A 25,939-nucleotide genomic window follows, 5' to 3' on the forward strand; every position below is an offset into this window, starting at 1 on the left:
TCCCGATGAGCTTACTCAGGTAAGTGATTCGGGTAAGCGAACACAGCCAACACACCTGCAACTTGAAAGATGACGGGTATAAACACGCAGTACCACCTAGAGCGCATAGCGCCCTCCTGCGTTCGATTCAGTTGCATCCCTGAGTGGTACACGCCGGAGCGTCTTTCACCGCTTGCCGGGACCGATTTACCAATATAAATAGAGTAGTACATGACATCAGTCTCTGTGGCAGCAGCCACCAAATCTAAGTCACGGACATACCGTTCGGATGTCAGGCACGCCTTGTCGTGGCGCGCTGAATCTGGCTTCCTGAATAGAGATAATATTCTTGAACTTGTAGCAAAATTTGGTCAGGAGTTAGTAATCTATTACACTCAGCGAATGGAATTACCAAAATATTGTAATAAGAATAAAACTGGATAATCGGGTGGTAGCCTTGAAAACCTTACATTTTAATAATGAAAATTTCCCTGTTATTACCGGAGAAACATTTGAGTTAGCCGATTTTTCCGAATGTGAATTTACACGGATAAATCTAAGTGGAGCTACCTTTATTTCATGCGATTTCTATGATAAAGAAAGGAATATGGGATGTTCATTCCATCATGGAAATATAAGAGAAACCAGATTTATTAACTGTGATTTATCATTAAGCTCTTTTAGCTACACAGATGCTTTTGGCGCAGAATTTCTGAACTGTAGATTGATAGGTGCAGATTTTGAAAACGCCAGCTTTGCAAATTTCATTGCCAAAAATAAATTTTTCTGCTCGGGCAAAATAGAGAATTGCAATCTCAGCAATGCAAACCTGGCAGGTATCATTATGGAGAACTGTATTCTGAGGGAAAACAAATGGTTTGAAACAGATATTACGAAAGCTATATTTAAAGGCTCGGATCTCTCTAATGGCGAGTTTTCGGGTATCCGATGGACCGATGCCGATTTCACCGAAAGCGACTTAAGAGGCTCATCGCTACATGGACTTGATTTAAGAAAAGTCAACCTTACAGGGGTTAAATTGGATGCATGGCAGATTTCCTTTTTGATTTCAGAATTAGGTATTATTATTTCTTGAGCAAGTGAACCATAATTTGTGGCACTTTCTTATTTTTAATATAAAAATCACAGATAAACCGAGTATTGCCCGAGGCAATAATTCCACTCAAGATAATATTCACTAATACAGTCACCACTCCCTGAACTAAAATTAATCTCACGCTTATTGGTGTCATATTATTTGAGTGAACAATAACGCCGAACAGAATTATTGCATAGAAGACAGTAATAACGCCTTACTTAAAAGTAACCGCAACATCGCGCTATCCGCGCTCGAACTCCGGGGTGTATTGATGTCTTGCCACAGTGACCTCACTTTCGTTGGTTGTGTTGAAAACAGAGTGAGCACAAAATCAAGGGCAGATGGCTTCAACCCGATTGACTCCGGCCCCATATATTCACCTAATCGTATAATTTAAATCAGCGCATCTGCACCAATGGTTCAAGACTGAACGCAACCTTCGTCTCAGGGACATGACATAGCAAAGAAGGGTTATCGATTTTGTACGCGAAACAGGGCAAAACCATCCCAGCCTTTACTTCCAACGGTCTGCAATGCGGTGCCGGTTAGCGCCGGTAACCCCTTCACCGCGGTCAGCATCTGGCAAATTCCTTCGGCATGCACGTCACGCTGCACATCAACAATAGCGCCGCCGCGGATAACATTATCCATAATGATTACGCTTCCGACACAACTGAGCTTGATAGCCCATTCCAGATAAAGCAGACTGTTCTGTTTATCGGCATCGATAAAGATCAGATCAAATGGCGGCTGATGCTGTAAAGTTGGTAACGACTGAGCCGCTTCGCCGACAATAATTGTCACCTGATCCTGCAAACCGGCCCGCATCAGATTCTCACGCGCCACCTGCGCATTGACGGCTTCTTTCTCCAACGTGACCAGACTGCCGTTCGGCGGCAGCGCCCGCGCCATATATTGAGTACTGAAGCCCCCCAACGTGCCGATTTCCAGTACCCGCCGTGCACCACTGATCTGTACCATTAGCATCAGAAATTGCCCTTGCAGAGAGGACACATCGTGTGGCGGCAAGCCCCGCTCAGCATTTAGCGCCAGGGTTTGCGCCAGATTAGCATTCTTCGGAAGTAAACTACGTTCCAGGTACGCATCTACATCCTGCCATTTCTGCTGCATACTGATCCTCCGGTGAATACGAAAATAACAATATAGCGAGAATATCAATTCAGCCCGACAGTTCCAGGCGTAAGTCATTTATTATCAATTATCATTTTTGTCGCCAAGCCAAACAATACCGTTCCCATCAGGTAACGTTGTACCTGCAACCAGGTGGGACGGTTGGCAAGATATACGGCAATTGTGCCGGCACTGATCGCAATAATGGCATTGACAGTAACACTGATAATAATTTGCATAAAACCAAGAAATAGAGATTGATATAAAACAGAGCCATGTTCAGGTGAAATAAACTGTGGCAATAAAGAGAGATACATAACAACAGCTTTAGGGTTAAGCAGGTTGGTAATCAATCCCATCGTAAACAATTTTCTATTACTATCTGGCGGTAATGCTTTTACCTTGAATGGAGATTTACCACCTGGTTTCACCGCTTGCCATGCAAGATAGATTAAATAGCAAGCACCGGCAATTCTTAATGTGTCATAGGCAAAGGGCACCATCATCAAAAACGTGGTGATGCCAAAGGCGGCACACAACATATAAAAAACAAAACCAACTGCCACACCAAGTAATGAAACTAATCCAGCCATTCGCCCCTGACAAATCGAGCGAGAAATCAGATAAATCATATTCGGGCCAGGTGTTAGTACCAGACCCAAGGCAATGAAAGCAAAACCAACCACATTATGAATTTCTGGCATAACGCATCCCTCATCATCCCACGGTTTCAGTGCGCGAAATCTACAAAATTACAACATAGTTAAACTAAACCATCAAACTCATTAATGACTCCGAAAACAAGCCAAAGGCATTGCTAACTAAATGATATATGTATATTTTTTGGTGATAAGTTCACTGTATTGATGTTTTAAACTTCGTGATTTTCATGGCGTTTGCTTTTCGCCGGTGCGCACAAGAGTGACCTTATCCTGTTTATGCAGATAACGCCCGGTTAGCGTTGCACCCGCCGTCGCGACGATCAATGGTATCAAGAAATCAGGCTCGACATGCGTAAACTCCACGATCAGCACAATGCTGGTGAAAGGCATGTTCATTGCGGCACCCAGAAATGCGGTGGCTCCCACAAGAGCGAAAGCGCCTGGCGCGTACTCCGGGAACCACAGGTTCCACACGGCTCCGGTAATATACCCAAGCAGCGCACCACAGCTCAGGCTGGGGGTCAATAATCCACCTCGGGAGCCGGCTTTCAGCGAGCCCCACACCACTCCTGTTTTGCAGATTAACAGCAGTAGCGCCAAGCTTATCGACAACTGGCTGGTAAAGCTCATTTCGGCAATACCTTTCCCGTTGCCAAGCAATTCCGGCAGCCAGAGAACCAGTACGCCCATCAACGTGAAATTAATCAGGTTGAAAATAAGCAGGCGCTTATTCTGCGGTATCGATTGCTTGGCAGAGTGCATCATACGAGAAAATAGCCAGGCTGCCGCACCGAAAATGGGGCCGACCAGGAGTGCCCAGATAACCAGGCTACTCGATATATGGAATGTAGCATTGAGAGGATACTGATAATTGTCGCCCAGTACATAACGGGCGGTGAGTGTGGCAAGAACACTGGTGAGCAGCGCACAGAAGGTCAGTTTCAGTCCGGTTTTTTTTAACAAAACCTCCATGGAAAACACTGCGCCAGCGAGCGGCACATTATAGACTGCGGCTAAACCGCTGCCGGCGCCACAGGCTATCAGGACACGCGCCTGTTCAGGGAGTAAGGACCACCGCTGGCTTAAGTGAGATGCGAATAACGAGCCTAGCTCGCGAGGCGCGGTTTCTCGCCCCAGCGGCGAGCCTAACCCCACGGTCACTATCTGCAAAACAATATGGATCAGCGTCTCCCTGATCGGCATGCTGACGGCGCAGTTCTGTAGTGCTGCGGAGATGCTGACCAGCCTGCGTCCATAACGATACAGCAGCATCCATCCCGCGCCAGCTACCACGCCGCACATCATCATGGCCAGAAAGCGACGTGAGGGAACAGCCGCAGTGACGCCATCGAGAAAATGTTGTTGACCCAAAATATGATTCAGGCTGTAGCCATAGGCCAGATGCTGAACAGCATGCAGTAGCAACGTCAAGAGAATGCCGCCTATTCCCGCCACAATCCCGGTCAACACCAGTCCAGTGATGAAGCGCCAGTTGAAAGGGGGGGAATATGACATAGTTCACCATCGTGGATTAGCCGTTACTGGTATACGATATACTCGCGATATTACAGGAGGAAGGTGTTCACCTTACTCACTGAATCATCTACGTTTCCGTCGATTCGCGCGCCGCTTTCCTCGTAGCTTAAATTATTTATACTATAAATAATTGACGTGTATCATGTGTTTGTGGCGCTGCTCTTGTGTTTAAACTACATTTTTAACCTTAAATTTGATTCAACCTCATCTATCAATGATGTTGGAACCTCTTGTATATCAGCGAGTTTTCTCCAACCAGATACCGTCTCGATGGTTTCATCAATGATGTTGTTGATGCGCCCTTTGGTAAAAAGCGGGCTCAACTTTTCAAGTGCATAAAAATCCTGGCGAACAAAATCATCCCGTTTGCCATTCAAGCTCATCCAGTGACAGTTTATCCATTGGCTTCCCGGTTTATAGCTGTAGGCTAAGTCGTAGGCTGGAGCCAACGACCACGTATCTCCGGTTAAAATGAAAGCCACGTTTTTGGAGTGATCGTCATGGTTTCGAGCAACAATATTGAATGTCATTCTTCTTAACAACTGCTCGGCATCAGTTGCTGACAATTTAAGTTGCCTTGCCACACTAAAAAGCTCTGAGTAGGAAAATGAACCCGGCTTTTTATAATCGACGTGTGCAATGCCATTCAGTGTTTGAACATGGACTTTTTTATTCCCGAGGCGGTCGAATCGTTGTGTGATGAAATGTCTGCGATTTCCTTCAGGTAATAACCGACACGGCATCATGTTAATGCCACAGCCTTTAGCCATTAGATAATAAACATATTCCATCGCACAGAATCCCAAAGGATCACCGAAAGTCTCCTGGTTCTTATTGTGTTCGCTTACACCGTCAAATTTCATTAAGTAATGGGTAAACCCAGCGGGAACACTGGATTGGCCTGAACGAGCCTGAGTAAAGTCTGCATTAAAAGCTAAAACGGCTTTCGGTCTTGCACCACCGGCACTCATACCGACGGAAAGCAAAGACAGCATGGCTTCTCTGTCTTCCTGACCATCCTTGTTAAGCTCAATGTCGAAGTTGCTTCGAGAATCCAATATTTCCTGTGCGATAGAAATCAGGGCGTTAATCTCAACCTGTTTCGTTGCATTTAGCCCCTTCATTCTGGTTGCGGGCATATACTCAAGCGCCCCCATACCACGCTTCCCGGTATATTGGAGCCTTTGAAGTGGTGTAATTGTGCTGGGAGATTTACCTTGTGTGGCGACCCATGCATTAAGTACCGCGTTGCCAAAATCATCAGGCAGTGAATCTGCGATTAAACCGGGTAACCCTTTAAAAGTATTAAAATTCAGCTCTGGGAAACTATAGATGCGTTTTGCTAAAGGCATTTTCAGAGGAGCGAGTTCTATGCCTTTCTTGATGAAACCAGGATCGTATTCGAAAGCACCAAGCCCGCTGTCCGTATCAAAACTTACGGCGCCGACTACATGGTCTTTATAGCTGACATTAATAACTTCCATCACCATTCTGGTACATCCTCTTCATTGCTTTTTCGCTGTCCTGAGGCGCGTTGACGCTTTTTACCCTGTAGCCTGGATAGCTGGAGCGGCGAAATCTGTTGCTTAGGAAGAAAACGCTCTAATTGCTCTGTTAAATTAAGCGCAGCCATGATGGCAACAAAAACGTCTAGCTGAACTCTCCCTTTTTCCGCATTAAGGACTGACTTTCGCGTGATCCCGGCACGTTCAGCTACTTCTGCCTGGGTCAGATCATTGTTCAGTCGAGCCTGTTTTAAACGCTCGCCTAGCTCTTCAGCAATCGAAGATGCCGACCTTTCAAGTAAAGTCATAATGCTCCTTAAATGGCACTTTATATCTTAAAATTATAGTTAATGAGCCAATTGTAGCACATAAACAGAATTTTATTTTATTACTAGTTAAGGTTCAAAATTAAGCACACAATACGAAAAAAACCGCTTAAAGTAACAAATATAGGACATTAAAATATAATACCGCTAATACCAACGACAAAAACCGGCGTGATGGCACCCGATGTAGGCGTAATGGAAAGGCCATAACCTTGAGAATCTATTGATCATCAACATTAATAAAATTGGTACGGCAGAGTATGTTTTTTTCACGCCCATGACAGAAGAACACATGATGCCTTACGTGCTACTGACACTCGCTGCCATGTTCCGGGGAGGAAACTATGTGGTGGGCCATATTCTGGTCAAAGGGGCAAACCCTGTCGTTATGACCGAAGCACGCTGGGCGCTTACAGCTGCGCTGCTGATGGGGATTTGGCACTTTTCCCATCCTGGCTGTCTTATTTGTTTTGGAATCGTGGTATTGCTGAAATTGGTGCCACCCGAGGAGAAATCTATACCCATATTATTCCACTGTCTGGAGGCATTTTTAGTGTCGTGTTTCTGGGAACCAAATTTGAATCATTCCACCTTATCAGTGCCGGGCTCATCATGGTCGGGATCTGGTTGTGCTCAAAAACGCTGGCTAAGTCGTCACCTAAGGCAGCGCTTTCAGAATAAATAAGGTCTTATCCGTTACTATTTTTAGCACCTACTCAAATTCATTGAGCATCACCAGCCAGCGGGCAGATAGTCCAACAGTGACGCGATGGCATACACTGCGCTGGACAGATACAGCAACACAATACTGACCTGCAACAGTGGGTGGGTGATCCAACTACACTGCCAGCGCGGTACTTTGTCACCATGCTTACGCGCCCCTCGCAGAATCAACATCGGCATAACCGACAAGATCACCCCACTGAATACGCCGGCAAAATACAGTGCGTTGACGAATGACACCAAACCGCTGTAAGCCAGGACGAACGGTGGCAACACCACTAACAGCAGTACGCTGAAACGACGTAGCGGTTGCTCATCACGACCCAGTTTGAACTGATCGAAAATATTGCTCAGAAAACTGCCGCCCAGCCCCCAGTAAGAGGTCAACATCGCGCACAACGCAAAGATGTTAGCGGAGAAAAACGCCCACTGCCCCAGCGCCTGGCCCCACGAAATAGTTGCTACGTCGGAGATACTATTCAGTCCGCCAAGTGCAATCACCGACATCGGCACCGCCGTCAGCAGCACAAAGGTCATCACCATGCCAACGATAATCGCCTTTGGCAACTGCTCAGGCTTGTCCGTAAAGCCGCGTGCCATTTCCGGCACGATATATTGTGCCGAAAAACAGAACACCACTACGTTGAATACCGGCACCATAAAACGCCAGTCACCGTCCAACAGATTGTGCATCTGGGTCGTGTCTTTCAATAGCGTCGCGACTACCAGGACGCTCAGCATCACAACCATGCCGATACTGATAAATTTCTCACCGCGACCAATCGCTTTTAGCCCAAGATACAGCACCCCTGCGGCAGGAGCGAAGAACAGTAGACTACCGATCGCTGGGGAAATACCGAACAAAGACTGCAACAGCTTGCCACTGCCGGTCATATAAGCGGTGAGCGCTCCCACACTATTGACGCAAACCGAGGCAAACATCAGCCAGGAGCCCATGCCACCGACATAACGCTTTGCCAATCCGCTCAGTTGCAGATGGGCATGCGTACGCAATGTGGATTCAGCGACATACAGCATGGTAATGGTGGTCAGCACACCGACCAACACCAACCAGAACAACAATGGTAAAAAGCCGGATTTGCTGGAGGCGTAGGCAATAGAGAGGACACCAGCGCCAATGTTGGTGCCGACGATCATCGCCACCCCTTCGAGAAAGCTCAGAGGTTTGGCCGGTGCAGGTGTTCGTGCCACGGTGGTAATCGCCGAAGAAATATAGGTATTATCAGAAGACATATGTATCATCCTTTCTTCCCCGGTAGCGCCGGCTAGCGGGATAAGTTAATTTGCCAGTGGTTAACAGCCACATCGCTATACCCGATAAATTTCAGGACGGGTATGCGCAGGCATTTCAGCTCCAGATACACCTAAATTCTGTAGCGCGATCCATCACACCTGGTCCTGACGGTTTCATATCGCCAAAGGGTACCAGTTACACCATTCATTCACATTTCTGAAACAATAAGTTTTATTTATGCAGAATGTGGCCCTGTAATCTAGAGCCAGTTGCAAATAATTGAAGGATCCAATTTCGATCATGAGATGATGATCTGTTGTTGCACATCTTGATGGAATAGCTAATAAATTCATGAATAATAAGTGATATAACAAATACATCATCAGTATTACGATGTACTAGCTGTCACCTTTCAGCTGTCAATCATCTTGCGGGGCATAATGCGACAGCCAGGCCATCACGCAACACAACGTTAACTATCCGTGAACAATTATCAGAAGGGGAAGGGAAATAAAAGTACGATAACAGAGCAAAATCGTTTCCAGACAAGACGGCGGGTAGCCGGCCTAACCACGTCAGAGTAAAGCGTACTTCAGATCGACCAGATTAGGGAGAGGTTCTTCTTGCTTAAATATAGCATATGCCATATTGTTCTATATGTAGCACCTGCTCTTTTGATTGATCAGCAGGATCGTTTCCAAACCTTAAAATAAAGAGAAACTTTGCGACCAGGCAGCCTGCCGAAGCGTTAAACTGAATCAAAGCTCGGATCTCTGCGTCATTATGCAGATGAGCTCGAATAGTCGACATAGCCGATTTACCCGAGGATGTAACAACGACGGGCTACGATATCAACAGGGGCTTCACGCCGGACATTAGCCAACACGCTAGAAACCGTCTGATGTACAGTGATTGACTGTCTGACTCACGGGAAAACACATGTCTGGACAAGCCCGCAGCTCATCCGGACCAGAGTATAAAGAGATATCTATGAATTACCATGACCTCAGAAAGATCATCACATTGCGTAAATTGGGCCTAAAAAAGCGTAGCATTTGGAAGATGATGTGGTCTTCTGACGCAACAAAACTAAATTACCCGCAATTTATACAACAGCTACAACAACTCGAATCATCCTATCAGCACAACAAGCTGCATTCAGATAACGAAATCAACAAGCTGTATGCGCTTCTCAAAAAGGATTTTCTTGAGCAAGTTAACAAATTCGATCTTCAGCGGGAAACGTTGCAAATCCGCTGTCAGGCGCTCAGCTCGGTTGAAGCTATTGGTCATCCTCAACATCAGGACTACCCCATTATTCGAGGTCATGAAAAGATGATCGAGGCGGATTTTATGGGGAGCCGGGGCCAGGCGTTTACCGATCACTATCACAACAGCGAGTATTCACTACAGCAGATCCTTGAACTGCCACTGGAGAATGACCAGCAGCGGGCTGATTTTATTGCCGCACTCAATGCAGTTTATCGACACCTGAAACTATGCGATAAGACCGTACATTGTAAAAACGATGAAATCGTCCTGTGCGGCAAACAGGTAGATAGTGCGGTGATGGCAGATCAAAAAATTTTACTGATCGGTCTACAGCCGAGGATTCTGGAAAACTTGTCGAGCAAACAGCCTATTCGGGTAATCGATCTTGATCCGAGCAATATAGGCCAGCACAAATATGGCGTCACTATCGAAGATGAATCGCAGACCGAGACAGCCATCGATTGGTGTGACCAGATCCTGGCAACCGGATCGACGTTGGTTAATGGCACCATCTGCCAGTTTTTACAATCTCAAAAACCGGTTACCTTTTTTGGTGTCACGATCTCAGCAGCAGCAAAGATCTTGAATCTGGATCACTACTGCTTTTGTGGGCGCTGACACCATACACAACATAGCCACAAAACCAACCGGCGGCATCTTAACTTCGGCAATAACAATGAAAACAGCAACCGGTAACGAATTCATGTTCTATTTAAAACGCTCGTCAGATAGCGTCTGATGTGGATTCATCCCCTGCAAATACCAGCCATCACGGGTTCCCTGAACATTATCGAAAGCTTGAATATAAGGTTTGATATCAATAATGGGTGTGCCGTTCAGCAGATCCAGACCTCGAACATGCAAGACATTTCCCTCCCGGCGTTCTAATTGCACAATAGTGAGACCAAGTGGATTAGGCCGTCTTGGTGAGCGAGTAGCAAAAACGCCTCGCTCCTGAGTATCCAGGAACGGTTTTACCTTAAGACTATGGTTATTAGAACGATGCAGATGAAACAGCAAATAAAGGTGGGAGAACCCCTCAATATCTTGTAATCCTTCGGCGTAATCATCAAAAAGCACGATCGTCCCACGAGAGTCGGAGATACCATATCCTTGTAATGGAACGCCATCGACGGATTCGAACTCTGTCATAGCCTTGCCGATTTCAGAAAACTTAATCATTTGATGCTCATTAACAGTAGATGGTGGCAATATTTTACCGCTTGAATAGAGCATATGCCATGAAAGAGTGACCTTGATGCCCCAAGCTATTGTTAATCAAACCGCTACTGTTCCCTGAGCTATCCACTAAAAGATAAAGGGGATAAAGCACTTCACTTTCCTTTTATAGTCAAGCCAGGCGTTACCATAGCGCTGTTCGGCCATTTTCTCACTTTTGGGAATCGCATCAGCGAAGTATTGGACAATATTGGTCAGCGGCGCAATTACCCCAAACCAGTTGCCCGCCAGCAGTCCGAAACTGGCAAAAATCAGAAAGTCGCCAAAATAATTGGGATGACGAGACGTCGCCCAAAACCCGGAGCAGAGGATCTGGCCTTTATTGTGCGGATTTTGTTTGAAGCGGCGCTTTTGGTAGTCGCCGCCAAAGTGATAGAGGGTGCCGAGACTATAAACCACGATGGCTACCCATTGAACTGTGCCAAATGGCCCTTGCAATTGGCTGGCCCAGTAAAAAGGCAGGCAATACAACCACCCGAAGATGTTCACCATCATCACCGCTAACAACGGCACCTGTTGTGTGGGTAACACATCCTTGAGTTTGGATGCAGCAGTATTGCCGTACCATAGTGTCAGCACAATATTCATATGAAGCAGATAAATACCGACAAAGGCCAGGATCAGGACTTTATGGTTTATATCACCCTCACCAAAATAGCAAAATACCAAGGCAACCGGCCCCATCGCATTGAATCCCCACAAAAACATCGGCCGGGTATCCCGTGCCTTTTGGCTCGTCACGAAGGCCAGAACAGACATGACTAATAATACGGCAACCACTGCAATCCAAACGTCCATTATCGATTCCTTATCCGGTTAGGGTTGTTTTACATCAGCCCCGTTTTCAGGGGAGAAACTATGCTGTGTTGTGGTTAAAATACGCTGCCAGGCGCGTCTTGGGGTGGGTATTCCTGACTGACGGTGCTGACCAAAACGCGCAAAAAAAACCGGTAATCCGGTGAGCCGGGCAGTGTCAGCCAAAGCGCGCCGCGCAGTGGCGTGCTGCACCAGTACACTGATCGGATGCAAGCTCCACCCCCACGACTGTAACATCAGCCACAGTTGGCCAAGCTTCATTCCGGCGATAAACAGATTTTCGTCGCTCTCATGTTCAAGGCTCAACGCCAGGTATTGCGGGCCTTCCACCACCAGTTCGGCCAGCCCTTTCGCCATGGAAGCAGGCAATCGCAATCGTTTTGCCAGCCAACTTAGCCTGGGATGAAACGCAATCCGGAAAAACCACCTGAATCCGCATGACACCGGCCCAAACAGATGATGCAGATAAAATCCATCTTCGGCGGCCTGCTGCTCATTGAACCGAATATAGTGATAGGTTTCCCGCCAGGCCTGTTGATCGGCAAAATCAAGCGATGCATAGTTTGCCGTGAGAAAAGCGACGTCATGACGCGTTGCTTCGCCATATTTGATATTGCAAGTCACCGGTGAGCGGTCAAATAACGCGTATAGTTGTGCCTGTTGTTGTTCATTCACCTGTGTCGGCTGATAGGCCGTTCTGACCGTATGCCGATCGCTGATCCTTTGCACCCATTGCTGATAAGCCGCCAGATCAGCGACACATGGCGCACCCGGCGCAAACGATATCAACATGTCGGTCGAGCCGTTCTGCTGCGCCCCCACCCACTGCCAGTCAAGCGGATAGCCCGAATATTTGAGCAACGTACTCAAGTATTCAAAGAAGATCCCACAACTCATCAGCATCTCGCGCTCCAGAGAAGGTAATCCCTTGAGGGCGCGCTGCCGATCAATCGCGACGCCACCACATCGGGTAACCGCATCGTAGTGAACAGACCAAGGCTGGCAATTATGTGATGATGGTGCTAATCGTGCGATATTGATGGCATTTTGCAATGCTTGTTCAAATGCGTCATTCACCATGATGATATTCCCCTTGTTGCTCGATAGACCCACCGGGAACCACCACAATATCCATGTCAGTCATCAATGATCCCTGTAACGGAAAACACAGTGCGCATACCCAGTCCAGGCTATACCACAGCCAAAACTGCCGGCACTCCAGTTGGCCAGGATGCGATACCAACGCATTATGCCAATCGATCCGGATATCCCTGAGCCGATAGGGAAGTCCACAACCATGACTTTTTAAAAATGCTTCCCGAATGGCCCAGGCCGCACACGCCTGAACCCGGCCCCAATGCTGTTCACCGGCAGCAAAGGCGTAACGCCACGCCGTTGTACCAAAGGTGCGATACTGCTGAAGATCGATTCCCACCGCAGTGTCGCTGGTCGCCCCGGCATACCATGAATGCGAATGGCTGATCGACACCGCATATTCGCCCAACAGGGGATGTTCACCCACCGGCTGACCACTCGGCCGATGGGTCAGTGTAAAACCCGCCATCTGAGAGGCGCCATCCCCGGTTTGCCAAACCCGATTCAACAGCGCTACCGCCAGTTCACGCGCCTGCTGTTTCACCATCCGTTGTTGTAGGGCAACCCCTATCGTGTGGCATTCGGCAACCGAAATGGTAATACCTCGATGATGATGCCCGCGCTTAACCCATGGCGGCACAGCGCCGTCTTTATGATGGATAACCATCGGCGATCCGCTCACCCGCTATCTCCTCAACTACCTCAGCCAGTTGATCAAACTGGCTCACCAGTCTTTGAAAAAGCGGGGTTTGCATCTCTTGTGCAAAGGCGTCCATTGAGCTTATGTGAATAATCTCAATAAAGTGAAATGGCGCTTCCGCCACCTGACTGACCTCAACCACTTCAAAGGCCAATACGGCGTCAAGGCTCTCGCAAGCGCAATAATCCGTGGTTTCAACCCAATGACGAAATGCCGAACGCTGAGTAATATCTTTCAGGCGAATTTTATGGACGATAACCTTCATCTACACTTCCTTTTTAAGACGATTGTCTGATGACAAGGTGATAGTTAATACCGCCAGTGCCAAAGGCGTTGATCGCCGCCTTGCGCTGACCATCCTCAGACAGCCGCCAGGGTATGGCCTGTTGTGGCACCTCCGCCGGGATATCGCCCAAGGGTAAATCAACATTGAGTTCAGACACTGGCGTGGGGGGGATCCGCTCATGTTCGAATGCGCTCAACACTTTACACAAACTGAGCGCACCAGCACCGGCGAAACAGTGACCAAAGTTGTACTTCGCCGACCCGATATACAGCGGTGAATGCTTGTCACGGTGATAACTGTACTTCAGTGACATCACTTCCGATCGATCCCCAAGTTCAGTGCCTGTACCGTGTGCTTCAAGGTACTGCACTGTTTGGGCATCAATGGCGGTCAGACTCAGGGTTTTCTTGATCGCCAGCGCCTGTCCCAGTGGATCTGGCGCCGTCATGGAATAGCTATCGCAAGAACCCGATATCGCTTCAATGGTGGCAATCGCCCGAGGTACAGGGTGATGGGTCAGCATAACAAAACCACCACCATCTCCCGGCGTAAACCCGTCAGCGCCTTGTGAAAACGGGCGAATGCGCGAGACCGAAAGCATCATTTGCGCGCTGCACAGCACCAGATCCCGCTCTAATGTCGCCGTTTCAATGCCGCCAACAATCACCGCGTCATAACGTCCCGCTTGCAGTGCCCTGACCGCATCATGCACTGCGGCCAGCGAACTGGCACAAGCGGCTTCCACCGCATAGCAATCAGCGCTAATGCCAAAATATTGCGCCAAAAGCTGTGCTGTCCCGATGCCGCAGGCACCGTACCAACTCCAGTGGTTAATCGAAGGCAGCTCAGGCAGAGGGATTGCTCCTTCTGAACCCGGCAGGCCGGACCATAATGCCCTCATAGCCTGTAACCGATCCGCGCTTAACGACAAATTACTGGCAATGATGATCGCCACACGCTCGAATTGGCGGATTTTTTCAGACCAGGAATGGCAGCTATTCAGCGCATACAATTGCGTCACATCCAGACGCTGTTTTTTGGCCGGCATCATCGGTTTTTCCAGCGCCACGTCACTGGGTGAATGCGCAGGAAAACTCATCGTACGATGAATATAGGTACTGAGTTTTTGTTGGGTGGTGCGCACAAACGCCTCAGCATTAAGCTGCGCCGCACTATGCTCCCGCAGCGCATCTTCACCCTGCTCCAGCGTCTGCCAAAACTGCGTTTTGTCCAATCCCTGACCGGTAATCGGCTGATAGTCGACAATCGCGACACGGTCATCCACGGCGGGAATCAATGACTGCGTTTGCGCTACGTTGACCTGCCAACGCCCGCCAGTAAAGGACCGGCCTTCACAACGCTGATGCTGACGCAGCACCATCTCAACGATCTGGCAAAAAACCTGGTTGGCTCCGGCAAAGTATAACGCGGCCGGATGGTCTGCCTCAGGTTGCGGTGACCCATCATGGGTGGTCACAATATCCCCGAGTTGGGTCAGCACTGGCCACCCTTGCTCATGCGCCACCGCGAGGGGACACACCACCAGGCTAATCGCGCCTTCCAGCCAACAGGCATCCTGCGATACCCCTTGTTCGAGCAGCATGTACGCCTGGGGACGATGGTGAAAGCATTGAACAGAAGTCAACACCGCCATCTGGCTATCATGATAGCGAAAGCAGTCCTGAGCCAGTTGCAATAAACGTAGCCCGCCCTTGTCAGCACCGTCGAGGGTCTGACATTTACCGCGCGTATGAGCAAAGTGAGCGATTCGCGCAGGAATGCTGGAGGCCATTTCCCCCACCCGATCATGAGATGAACACCCAAGCGACTCCGCCAGCGGTTGTTTATAGTCGTCAAGCCGACGCCTCACCTCCGCCGCCGGGCAACCTTGCGCCTGAAGTTTTTCGGCTAATGCCCGTAACGCGCCCACTTTCGTCGCATTGCGGTAGGCAGCATCACTGCCCAGGTGAATGGCACAAAACTGATCGCAGCAGTCACGCAGTGATTCCGGCAACACCAGCCCGGCCAGAGCATCTTCGGCAGCCCGCAGTGCCAAACGGGTTTCCCGGCTAACGGCTTTCCTGAATAAAGGCGGAATAGAAAACTTTTTAAAATCAAACCCGGAATCATCCACCTGCCGACCTTGAATTGGTCGGGATGTCTCGCTCCACGCCAGCGGAGACGCCGACTGAAACACCGTTTCCCAATCCGCAATAGTGTCTAGCGCCCGAAAATGGTCAACACCGGGCAACACGCACCCCATGCTGACCACCGCCAGTGGTGAGATGTGTTTATCATTACTCATACCGCAACCACCCCGGCTAACTGCTTACGATCAACCTTGCCATTGGCGTTAACCGGCAAACTTTCGGTGATCACCAGCTTATTGGGGATCATATAAGAGGGAAGTTTCTGTTGCAGGAACTGTTTTAGTTCCAGCAGACCCGGCGGCACCGCGCCAGTCTGTAGACTGATCACCATGATTAATGTCTGCCGGAGATCCCCGAGTTCGACACATAGCGCCGCCCGATCAATCGCCGGATGCTGATGAAGTACCGATTCAATCTCGCCTAACTCCACTCGATAACCATTGATTTTGACCATATCATCAATACGACCACGGAATACCAGACCCTCTGGCGTCATCTCTACCCAGTCCCCGGTGGCATGGCATTGACGTGGATGCAAAGCGGCCTGCCGGGGAACGACCACATTGCTGTAGCCCGGCGTCACACACGGCCCGCTGATCAGCAACTCGCCGCTTAAGCACAGTTGTGCCGTCAGCGGATGTCGGTCACCATTTTCATCTTCGAGCTGTGCCGTCAGTCCTTCAAGGGGAAGTCCAATCGGCACCTGTTTCAACATAGCCAGTCGCGCCCGGTCAATCGCATAGGCCACGCAGACATTGGTTTCTGTGGGGCCATACCAGTTACTGACCCGGCATGGCTGAGGCAAACAAGGCAAGAGCCGTTTTAACGCCGTGACCGGATAGGGCTCGCCAGCGAAAATGACTTGCCGCAGAGATTGGCCGAGCGTCGGGTTCAACAGTGTACTTTTTTCCAGCATGGCTAAAATGGAAGGCACGCTGTACCACACCGATACCGCATGTCTTTGCAGCCCCTGTGCCAACGCGGCGCAATCTTTCTGTTCGCTTTCGCGAATAATCCAGGTGGCAGCACCGACATAAGCACTGGCAAACAGGTCAAAGGTACTTAAATCAAACGCAAAACTGGCGTGATTGGACAGCACATCCCGCGCTGTCAGTTGCGTATCCCGCACCGCCCACTGGATAAAAAAGCCCAGCATTTCGTGGCTGATTTGCACCCCTTTCGGGGTGCCTGTCGAGCCGGAGGTATATAAAATGGCAGCGATGGGATTGTGGTACACCACACGCCCAACCGGTTGCTCCGCATCGAAAGAGGGTTGGCTATCGAGTGTGGCTAACCACGCCGTATCAATAATCAACGCCGGGGCGGCGGCGGCAATAATGCGTTCAATACGTGATGACGGCTGACTATAGTCAATGGGAATGTAGTGGTTACCACTTAGCCAGGTGGCATATATCGCCGCAACCGCATCCAGACTTTTCGGCAGATTAAGCAAAATGGCCTGACCCGATAATCCGGCCTGTCGCAGGGCCGAGGCCATAACGTGAGCGCGAGTGACCAATTGCCGATAATTCCAGTGTTGATCACCACACAATAAGGCTGTCTGTTCTGGCGTTCGCTGGGCGTGCCTGATGAGACTGTCGATAATCACGGGAGTGGATATTGTCATCGGTTAAGCCTCCGCGACACTCGCGTTCTCTTCCTGATGAGCGGATGCATTAACCGGCACACCGACTTCCAGAGCCGATGCCACCAGGATCGCATACGCTTCGTCCAAATCTTCCCGAGTGTGTTCAGAGGTGATGCTAATGCGTAACCGCGCATCCCCTACGCTGACACCAGGGAAAACGACCGTTTGGCAAAACATTCCCCGCGCCCGAACCGCTCGACCAAAGAAGAGCGTCTTGGCATCATCGCCGACCACAATCGGAATAATGGCCGAATCAGAGTTCTCAAGATCAAAACCGGCATTGAGTAATCGGGTGCGGAAGTAGTAAATATTGTCCCACAGTTTGGCTAAACGCTCGGGTTCACGCAGCATCACATCAATTGAGGCGATCACTCCCGCCGCCACGGGTGCCGGAATGGTGGCGGCAAAGACATAGGAGTTGGAATAAAAGCGTAAATACTCAACCACGTCGCCATCACCACAGACATAGCCTCCCAGACCGGACAACGCTTTACTCATGGTTCCCAGTTCCAGATCCACCTGACCTTTCATATTGAAGTGTTCCGATGTCCCCGCCCCGGTTTTCCCTAAAACACCAGTGGAGTGCGCATCATCCACCAACACGCGTGCACCGTAACGCTCGGCCAACTTCATCAACCTGGGCAGGTCAACAATGTCGCCATGCATACTGAACACCCCATCGGTCACAATCAGTTTACCGCCAGGATGATCAGCATATTTGGCCAGGGATTTTTCCAGACTGGTCAAGGAGTGGTTGTAGATCTTGCGCTGCGCGCCAGCCAGCTTACAGCCATCCTGAATACTCATGTGATTGATGGCATCGGTAAACACCAAATCGTGTCTGCTGGTCAGCGCCGAGATGCACCCCAGGTTGGCTGAGTAACCGGAAGGATACACAATGCAGTCATCACGACCTTTAAGTTTGGCCAGTTTGCGCTCCAGCTCTAAATGCAGCACATTACTGCCGGCGATAATACGACAGCCGGTATTGGTGGCCCCATATAAGCTGGCCGCATCCTGGATGGCATGAATGATTTCCGGATGATTCGACAACCCCAGGTAGCTGTTGGAGCCAAACATTAAAAACTCACGATGTTGACCGGTTGCTTCATCAAACATAACGGCCCGGTTTTTACACGGCGTCTCCAGCGGCATGCCATAGAAATAGAGCTGCCGTTTCTTTTTATCCTGATAAAAGAGGTGGAATTCCCGCGCCTTGTGGAAAATATCCGGATGTTCTATTCCCACAAAATCACGCATGGTGCGTGGATCGCCGATCTCGGCATTGATCGCGACGGGTGTCGCTGTTGGCGGAGTCACCTCCGTCGTCGTGTCGGCATCATGGTCAATGTCGGAGTCGGATTGCCCTCTCCCACGTTGTTCAAACCAATCCTGACCTTTTTCTTGCACCAGACGCGCTGCTAAACACTGCTTCAACGCTGACAACGTGTTGCAATTCGCGATGATGGTTTCGCTATTTAATTGCAGCGTATTGAATAGTTCACCCTGAGCGGACGCCACCGACACCGAGTCTATCCCCAGATCACTTTCGATTTCAGCATCCAGCGCCAGCACATTAACATCATAGCCACTATGGCTGGCAAAGATCTGACGGACAAGATTACCAAGCCAAAGGTCAGCGTCCCCGGAGAGAGCAATTGCTGCCGGCTCGACCTTTTCCGACAATTGAAACTCGCGTTGCAAAATGCCGTCAAGCGTGTCCTGGATGGTGTTTATATCCTGAATCAACAATGGCGTATTAAGCTGAAACTGTCTGCTCAGCGAGACGGCAATCTCTGCCAACGCGATGGAATCCACCCCCAGATCATTTTCCAAATGGCTGGTTAACGATAGCTCTGACACGTTGTATCCGGTCAATTGCGCGAAGGTGTGCAATACAGATTGTTTCAGGGTTTCATAGGTCTCGGTCGTTACATCGTTCATGCCGCGCCTCCCTGCTCCGGATGCGCCTTCAGCCGTTGCACCAGCGCAACCATGCTCTGCACGGTGGCGAAATTTGCCGGGTGAATCTCTTGCATGCCAATCGAGACCTTGCTCTCTTGCCTTAAAAAATCCACCAGATCAAAAATTGCAGCCGAGTCAACTATATTCAGCTCAAACAAGGGCGTTTGGCTATCCAGGCCATCCTTTTCACCATCCAAAAACTGAGTAGCAATATGGTTTATCAATTTACTTTCTAACATTGTGAACTCCCGTTGTTATGCGTTGTTTTCTCGCCGACTATCAGTGTACGAGGACCGGATATATCCATGATCCGGGCATTGCTGAATCCTGCCTGATGAAACCGGGACAGATACTCCTGAGGACTGCTTTCGATACCGCCATCGGTGGATACCAGCATGTTCAGCGATAACAGTGCGGTAAACTCAGGGCCTGACTTATCCGCATTCAGCGGCGTTTCCGAGGCGATAAACCGACCACCGACCGGCATCGCATCATAGATATTTTTCAAGATGATCAATTGCGTTTCAGGAGCGTAGTCATGCAGCATCCATCCCAGGTGGATCAGGTCATAATCGCCAATCGGCAAATCACCGCTAATCACATCCCCCTCAAGCACCTGGATCCGCTGCCCATAACCTTGCTGAACCAACTTGTCACGCAAAAACGTCGACGTTTGGGGCAGCTCGCAAATCGCCAGATTCACGCCCGAATAGGCATTGGCTACCGCGATAGGCAAACTCCCAATCCCACTGCCAATATCTAAAAATGCCTGATGCTGTGAGAAGTCATAATCCTGAATAAACCCGTCGATAAAAGGGGCGGCGAATTTTCCCAGAAACTCCTGAAAATCAGTCACGTCATCTGGGTTCTGGTACAAAATATCGAACCAGCTTCGATCATCGCCGAAGACGGTCTGGCGCTGGTGGGTATCGTTTTCAACAGCCGCTTTCAACTCTCCCCATAGCGGGTATAGAAAAGTGTCGATATGACGGCCCAGCCATCCCAGCCACTGTGGTTCATCGCTGACCAAAAACGCCCGGTGTTCCTGCGGCAAATGATAAAGACCGTCCTGTTTTTCAAGATATCCCATCGCCTGCAAGGCAATGAGTAACTGCTCGCTCGAACGCAAAGGACAGTTGAGTAATGCGGCCATCTGTTTAGCGCTGCGATCCTGATCACGCAGGTGATCAAACAACTTTAATGACAGCGCCGTGATCAGCGTTTTGGACTGAAAAAAGCCCATCATCTGGTTGACTGCGTCTTGCTTGGTTAATGTCATTTCAGCGTCCTTACTCTAAAAATGTTGATAGCTCATCGCACACCGTGGCAAACGCACTGACAAAGCGATCGATCTCAGCTTTGCTGATGGTCAGTGGCGGTTGAATTCGAATAACGGTTGAGCTGTTGGCGGTAATAAAGGTCAGAATGTTGTGATCCTGACAAAGCTTGGTCACAAATTTCATGCAGAACATTTCACCCAGTGATTGTTCCATACGCTCCATCGCCGCCTTTAAGTGGGCTTGTACCGGATCAGGCAGGAATTTCCAGGTTGTGTGCCAGTCACCAGGCAGTCGGGTGGCAAATTCGCGGGCCGAAGCATTAACGGCACCAGCGAAGGTTTGATCGAACTGGATCCCTAACATCAAGCCGCGTCCGCGGATTTCCGCCACAAAGGGGTATTGGGCAGCGACATCGGTAAGCGCCTGCTTAAAGTACGTGCCCAGTCGCTCGGCGTTCCCAACCAGATCCTGAGCCAGAATTTCTCTTAACGCACTGAGTGCCACCACCGCCGCGATATTCCCGCCGCCAAAGGTCGAGCTGTGCATCAAAAAGCGGTCTGCGGTGCCATAGGCCCGTTGCCAAATGTCAGCCCGACATAACGTGGCGCCAATAGGCATTACCCCGCCGGACAGTGATTTCGATAGCATCAGTACATCCGGCTCGATCCCTTCCCACTCACAGGCAAAGAGCTTCCCGGTGCGCCCCAACCCGGTTTGTACTTCGTCAACCATCAGTAAGGTGTCGGTTTGGCGGCAGATCTCCTGAACGGCTTGCAGATATCCAGGCGGAGGAATATGGACCCCACCTTCACCCTGAATCGGTTCGATCATCAACGCGCCGATGTCATCACGGCTTAAGGTTTGCCGCAGTGCCTCAATATCAGCAAACGGCACTTCAACCATCAACTCTAGCAGTGGCTTAAAATGACGGCGGTGTTTTTCTCGTCCGGTAATGGATAACGCGCCCAGCGTTTTGCCATGGTAGCTATTTTTCAGATACGCAATGCCGGCCTTGCCCGTCGACGCTTTGGCCAGCTTCATTGCCGCCTCGACCGCCTCCGTCCCTGAATTACTGAAGAACACTCTCCCCATATTGCCAGGGGCGAAATGGCAGAGCACTTCGGCCAACTTGGCAGCTTGCTCGGGGATCGAAATATACTGAATAAAATTGGGCCCCTGAGCATCGAGATAGGCTTTTAAAGCATCGATGATCGGTTGCGGATTGTGACCCAGATTGATGCAACCATAACCGGCCACCATATCCAGAAAGGCTTCTCCGTCAGCGGTAAACAGCTGAGTACCCGAGGCCCGCCGGAATACATTGTCACAGTGTTGCAGTTTGAGAAATTCCACCATCATCGGGTTAATGAACTGATGGTAGCGATCCAGAGTGTCTTCTCTGGCGGGATCCTGGGCAATAATCGCGTCGATAAAGGCTAACTGCGACGCCGGTTGTTGTTCATTATCAGGTTCATCGGAATAAATATCATGGTGATAGTAACGCTTAAGATTGATCACCCGTTGACGATCAATCCGCTCACCATAAGAGGCCAGTGGATAGACCAGGAAACCATGTTTTTCCGCAAGTTCCCCGATTTCAAGCACGTTATCCAGCGCCAGATAGCGGCCCAACGAGAAATTCTCCCGGCGATTTTCCAGTGCCAAAACAATGGTTTCCGCCATACAGCCATTCAGTTGCTGTTTAATGGTGACGTTCAGTGACTCACCACCCAGTTTGACCGCATCGGTGGCCGTAACGCAGCCGCCGTCGATAATCAAAATGTCGTCCCGATCGGGACGCGTGTCAGAATTGATATCTCTGGGCAGTGCCACATCAATAAAGACCGAACCCGGTTGCAGTTTATACGGGTCAATCACGCCTCCGGCGGATGTTGCGGCGACAAACAGTTTACAACGCGGGTATAAATCCTCGGGATCACTGGTCAACGTGACGCGTGAGCGATACTGCTCCGGCAAATGGCTGAGCAACTCGTCTTTATCTTTATGGCCGGCCCGGTGCAGCAGATGCAGGGAAAAACCCTGGGCGAGCAATAACCGGCTCAGCGCCAAACAGATGGAGCCCGGATAGCCGACAATCGCAACCGGCTCCTGCTCTGGCTGAATATCCAGCCAGGACTGAATCTGCATCAGCGCTTTGTAACCCGCATAGGTGGTTAACGAATTACCGGAGGTCACCGGAACCGGTGATTTCTCGGCGGTGGCTTCACCGCGCCGCCCGACGATGGAGGTGAATCCTCCCAAACCGACCAGTTCAGCGCCATCCTCGACCAGCTCTTCGATACCCGACACCACACGATTGGCAATGCCGCGAGCATCAGCCAGCATCTCATCCGCGACCAGCGGCATGTATTTGATCACTCCCTCACAGGTAGCGCCGGTCGCTGAGGTAATTTTGGCAAAGTTCATGAAAGGGACCAGGTTTTCCCGGCGCCAAAGGTCTCGTTTGTACCCGCTATGCAACTCCGTCGAATTACGCTGCAATAAATCAATCATTTTGACATAGCGTTTTAAACCAACCGAGGTTGGATGAGCGATAAATCCAAACTTCATGATATAGCTTCCTTGTTTTGACCTTGGTCGAATGAAGTGCTTGTCGATTCGGGCTGGCGAGCCGCCCAGTCTTTGCGCTCTTGCAGCGCTTCCCGGTCGCAGGGGTCGCGTTGCCAACCTTTGGCTGTGGCTAACGAAATGCCATCCCCTTCATTGTTATGCCCCAGTACCACTGAAAACAGGTTCAGTCGTTTGGGTGTCATCAATGCATGACGAATGGTGTCCTCATCAAAATGAGTGAGTGTTTTACCCTGAATATGAAAATCATCCACCGTCTGCTCAAACGCGGGTTGATCAACGTTCACCAGGCGCATCTGCCGCGATGTGCGGTTAAACAAAATACGTTCCTGATAGGTGTTGATGACCGACAAGCCGCCATTGCAAAAATAGAAAATGGTGATGCTTTTATTGAGTAACTGCGGATGGGTGAGAATGTTGTCGATAAAGGCGGGTAAAATATCCGGCACAATCCCTTTGGCCCCGTCGCCGATAAACGCCACCACATGGGTGGGACTGGTATGCGCCAGATAGCTGGTGGCCAGTAATGCATCGCCCATCAAGGCCCGACCATACCAACCCGAGAAACCGCGCCGCGTCTTGGCAACATTGCGTACCGCTGAAATACCACAGCGCCCCACATCGTAAACCCCGGTAAAATCGAAATTTTCCGTCTTGATTAAATTCTCGATAACCCGATTCAATTGGCAAAAAAAGTAGTTCGCCGACATCGGCAGGCTGGGTAACTGGCTAACAACATCTGAAGGGGAATCCAGATAGGCAGCAATGAGCGCTTTGCGTTTCTCCCGTAGTGCCGCATCGACATGCAGATTGGCTTTCACCGCCCGGAGGAAAGTCAGGCAATCCATATGCAGTTTCAAATCAGCGTACGGCGATAAGTGTCGTTCATCGTGCGTGAGTTGTACCAAATGCACCTTGCGCTCGAGCCGACCATCAGAGAACGGCGTGGTGATCTGCGCCACACGGCTTTTGATCATAAACACACTTTGATCACTCATTGGATTGAGTTTGTCGTTGGTATGCAGGAAGTTGTAAACCCGGGGGCTATAACCATAAATGGCCAGGGTTCCCAAATAGTGGGGATTGCGCTTGCCCTGATAATATTTCGGTGCCGAACCCGGATGCGCTAACGAATCCACCAGCGCCAGGCCGGCAGCATCGGCAATTTCATGAACCAGGGCATACTCATCGTCACTGACCGGTCCTAACTGCCAGACCAGTTTTTCCGGCCCGTCATTAATCAGCGCCATGGCTTGCTCAAAACTGTCGCTTATCGGTGGGCAGTCATAGGCTGGCAAACCAGAAACCGGCGGCAAGTCACCCGGCACCGGCTCCAACGAGAGAGTCGATTCCAGTACATTTTGCGTCGCTAAAATAACTACCGGCCCCTGGGCCTGATGGTAGAGCCGAAATACTTCAGCCAGGCCATCAGCAATCCCGTCAACATCATCAATATAGACATACGGAATGCGCTTGGCGGCCAGGACATCACGCATATCTTCAGTCGGCGTCTGTGTGCCCTGGAAGCTATACCACTGATTATTACGATTCTCTGCGGCAACAATGATGCCCTGTGCTGCCGTCTCTTTCAGATTGATCAGCGTGCCTTTAAATTCATCCATCATGCCGGAGGTCACAACCCCCAGAAAAGGCATGCGATAAAGCTGCCAGTTCGCCATGGCGCCACAGGCAATGGCATGTTCGTTAGGGCCACGCAGAACTAACGCACCATGCGCTTCGGCATGTCTGTCCAGATAACCGATCAGATTAGAGATGATCGAACCGGTATAGTAAGACACCAACCAACGGCTGGCGGCGGTACGCTCAAAGAACTGAATCAGTTGCTCGGCCAGGGTGTTATGAAGTGCCAACGCCCCAATCGGTTTGACACGGCGGTTGGTGTAATTCATCTCAAAAAAGTCCATCCACAAACACAGCAGTTCGGTTTGGAAGATGGCGGGGTCTTCACTGCGGACAATTTCCCGATACTGCTGGGGTAGATAACGAAACGACGAACGGACATCACGAATAAAGGTTACTGTTGAGAAGGTGGTATAAAAAGCGGGGATCCCACCTCTCTGCATGGCGCTATAAAACGCGTCCAGATCCCGGTCAATTTTCTCAATGCTGTCGTCAACATTCCCCAACGAGGTTTGATCGTAAAACAACATTCCCATCTGAAATTCAGGCTGCTGTTCCAGAGCATGGGTATAAATAATTTTCCCCGTCGCTTCGGCAAGACTGGCACACTGGATGACTTGAATATTGAGCGCCTTGCTCTGATTTTTTAGAAAATGAATAGCTTTTTCGCGGGCTTCGGAATAAAGCGGGTCCGACGCTAATTCAGATAACTTCAGCGGAAGTTCCGATTGAATATGCACGCGATTGAACACATAGTCGCGAATATCATTTAACACGCTGAGCCCGGTTTGAAAAAATGCGGGATTGCGCGTCACTACCACCACACCCACAGTGAGGGTATCGGGCTCCATCCCTGGACAGGGGGCTTGTTCTGCTTGCCAAGCCTGCTCATAAGAAGAGGAGCCTGCTTGTCTTGTTTGTCCTATCATGGTTGTCATGACCGAATCCTTATGCAGCCAAAATATAGTTATGACGTCGGCCAATCAGACAAATTTGGCACGACACAGCCCGTAACGACGTTGCCGTGGTTATGACCACTCGC

General features: G+C 49.9%; 20 protein-coding genes and 1 pseudogene. 3 read left to right on the top strand and 18 right to left on the bottom strand.

All coding sequences use genetic code 11. The features are described 5' to 3' along the window. The first annotated feature begins 427 nt into the window (after positions 1 to 427). A complete protein-coding gene (locus RS889_RS18370) occupies positions 428 to 1,075 on the top strand; it encodes a pentapeptide repeat-containing protein (protein ID WP_315708285.1) in 648 nt (215 codons plus the stop codon). Between the two features lie 474 nt (positions 1,076 to 1,549). Here the strand turns inward: RS889_RS18370 and RS889_RS18375 are convergent, their stop codons facing one another. The 5 genes from RS889_RS18375 to RS889_RS18395 form a co-directional block, all read right to left on the bottom strand. After that, the gene (locus tag RS889_RS18375; RefSeq protein ID WP_315708286.1) at positions 1,550 to 2,209 is read right to left on the bottom strand and encodes an O-methyltransferase; all 660 of its coding nucleotides are present in this window, start codon (positions 2,207 to 2,209) and stop codon (positions 1,550 to 1,552) included. A 74-nt stretch (positions 2,210 to 2,283) separates the two neighbouring features. Further along, positions 2,284 to 2,913 carry a LysE family translocator gene (locus tag RS889_RS18380; RefSeq protein WP_315708287.1) on the bottom strand — a complete coding sequence of 210 codons (630 nt, stop codon included), beginning with the start codon at positions 2,911 to 2,913 and terminating at the stop codon, positions 2,284 to 2,286. Between the two features lie 183 nt (positions 2,914 to 3,096). After that, positions 3,097 to 4,386, bottom strand: coding sequence for a chloride channel protein (locus tag RS889_RS18385; RefSeq protein ID WP_315708288.1), 1,290 nt, complete (start codon positions 4,384 to 4,386; stop codon positions 3,097 to 3,099). A gap of 194 nt (positions 4,387 to 4,580) precedes the next feature. Continuing rightward, positions 4,581 to 5,897 carry a type II toxin-antitoxin system HipA family toxin gene (locus RS889_RS18390; protein ID WP_315708289.1) on the bottom strand — a complete coding sequence of 439 codons (1,317 nt, stop codon included), beginning with the start codon at positions 5,895 to 5,897 and terminating at the stop codon, positions 4,581 to 4,583. Then, a complete protein-coding gene (locus RS889_RS18395; RefSeq protein WP_315708290.1) occupies positions 5,891 to 6,220 on the bottom strand; it encodes a helix-turn-helix transcriptional regulator in 330 nt (109 codons plus the stop codon). Before RS889_RS18395 ends, RS889_RS18390 begins: the two co-directional genes overlap by 7 nt. A gap of 453 nt (positions 6,221 to 6,673) precedes the next feature. Between RS889_RS18395 and RS889_RS23875 the strand changes: the two are divergent. After that, positions 6,674 to 6,919 (top strand): annotated as a pseudogene (locus RS889_RS23875) (EamA family transporter); the annotation flags it as partial. Positions 6,920 to 6,970: 51 nt separating this feature from the next. Here the strand turns inward: RS889_RS23875 and RS889_RS18405 are convergent. Next, the gene (locus RS889_RS18405; protein ID WP_315708291.1) at positions 6,971 to 8,215 is read right to left on the bottom strand and encodes an aromatic amino acid transport family protein; all 1,245 of its coding nucleotides are present in this window, start codon (positions 8,213 to 8,215) and stop codon (positions 6,971 to 6,973) included. Positions 8,216 to 9,206: 991 nt separating this feature from the next. On the opposite strand from RS889_RS18405, the gene RS889_RS18410 reads away from it, so the two are divergent. Further along, the gene (locus RS889_RS18410) at positions 9,207 to 10,106 is read left to right on the top strand and encodes a Rossmann-like domain-containing protein (protein WP_315708292.1); all 900 of its coding nucleotides are present in this window, start codon (positions 9,207 to 9,209) and stop codon (positions 10,104 to 10,106) included. 90 nt (positions 10,107 to 10,196) lie between these two features. Here RS889_RS18410 and tsaA read toward each other — a convergent pair whose 3' ends face one another. From tsaA to pigD, 12 genes are all read right to left on the bottom strand, one after another. After that, a complete protein-coding gene (tsaA, locus tag RS889_RS18415; RefSeq protein ID WP_021014653.1) occupies positions 10,197 to 10,670 on the bottom strand; it encodes a tRNA (N6-threonylcarbamoyladenosine(37)-N6)-methyltransferase TrmO in 474 nt (157 codons plus the stop codon). A gap of 126 nt (positions 10,671 to 10,796) precedes the next feature. After that, entirely contained in the window at positions 10,797 to 11,525 is a 729-nt protein-coding gene (locus RS889_RS18420) for a DUF1295 domain-containing protein (RefSeq protein ID WP_315708293.1), read from the bottom strand. An 18-nt stretch (positions 11,526 to 11,543) separates the two neighbouring features. Beyond that, positions 11,544 to 12,623 carry a prodigiosin biosynthesis protein PigM gene (locus RS889_RS18425; protein ID WP_315708294.1) on the bottom strand — a complete coding sequence of 360 codons (1,080 nt, stop codon included), beginning with the start codon at positions 12,621 to 12,623 and terminating at the stop codon, positions 11,544 to 11,546. Continuing rightward, a complete protein-coding gene (locus tag RS889_RS18430) occupies positions 12,613 to 13,320 on the bottom strand; it encodes a 4'-phosphopantetheinyl transferase superfamily protein (RefSeq protein WP_315708295.1) in 708 nt (235 codons plus the stop codon). The genes RS889_RS18425 and RS889_RS18430 overlap by 11 nt, the downstream gene beginning before the upstream one ends. Continuing rightward, positions 13,289 to 13,603, bottom strand: a complete 315-nt coding sequence (locus RS889_RS18435) for an REDY-like protein HapK (protein WP_021014649.1) — start codon at positions 13,601 to 13,603, stop codon at positions 13,289 to 13,291. Before RS889_RS18435 ends, RS889_RS18430 begins: the two co-directional genes overlap by 32 nt. Positions 13,604 to 13,616: 13 nt before the next feature. Then, a complete protein-coding gene (gene pigJ, locus RS889_RS18440) occupies positions 13,617 to 15,929 on the bottom strand; it encodes a prodigiosin MBC biosynthesis protein PigJ (RefSeq protein WP_315708296.1) in 2,313 nt (770 codons plus the stop codon). After that, a complete protein-coding gene (locus RS889_RS18445; RefSeq protein WP_315708297.1) occupies positions 15,926 to 17,401 on the bottom strand; it encodes an AMP-binding protein in 1,476 nt (491 codons plus the stop codon). Before RS889_RS18445 ends, pigJ begins: the two co-directional genes overlap by 4 nt. Before the next feature lie 3 nt (positions 17,402 to 17,404). Continuing rightward, entirely contained in the window at positions 17,405 to 19,366 is a 1,962-nt protein-coding gene (locus RS889_RS18450; protein WP_315708298.1) for an aminotransferase class I/II-fold pyridoxal phosphate-dependent enzyme, read from the bottom strand. Beyond that, a complete protein-coding gene (locus RS889_RS18455) occupies positions 19,363 to 19,626 on the bottom strand; it encodes an acyl carrier protein (RefSeq protein ID WP_021014645.1) in 264 nt (87 codons plus the stop codon). Before RS889_RS18455 ends, RS889_RS18450 begins: the two co-directional genes overlap by 4 nt. After that, entirely contained in the window at positions 19,620 to 20,666 is a 1,047-nt protein-coding gene (locus tag RS889_RS18460; protein WP_315708299.1) for a methyltransferase, read from the bottom strand. The genes RS889_RS18455 and RS889_RS18460 overlap by 7 nt, the downstream gene beginning before the upstream one ends. A 10-nt stretch (positions 20,667 to 20,676) precedes the next feature. Next, positions 20,677 to 23,238, bottom strand: coding sequence for a prodigiosin MAP biosynthesis aminotransferase PigE (gene pigE, locus RS889_RS18465; protein WP_315708300.1), 2,562 nt, complete (start codon positions 23,236 to 23,238; stop codon positions 20,677 to 20,679). Beyond that, a complete protein-coding gene (pigD, locus tag RS889_RS18470) occupies positions 23,235 to 25,835 on the bottom strand; it encodes a prodigiosin MAP biosynthesis protein PigD (protein ID WP_315708301.1) in 2,601 nt (866 codons plus the stop codon). The genes pigE and pigD overlap by 4 nt, the downstream gene beginning before the upstream one ends. Between the last annotated feature and the right edge of the window lie 104 nt (positions 25,836 to 25,939).

The sequence above is a fragment of the Brenneria uluponensis genome (genome assembly GCF_032395385.1).
In the GTDB taxonomy this organism is placed as follows: domain Bacteria; phylum Pseudomonadota; class Gammaproteobacteria; order Enterobacterales; family Enterobacteriaceae; genus Prodigiosinella; species Prodigiosinella aquatilis.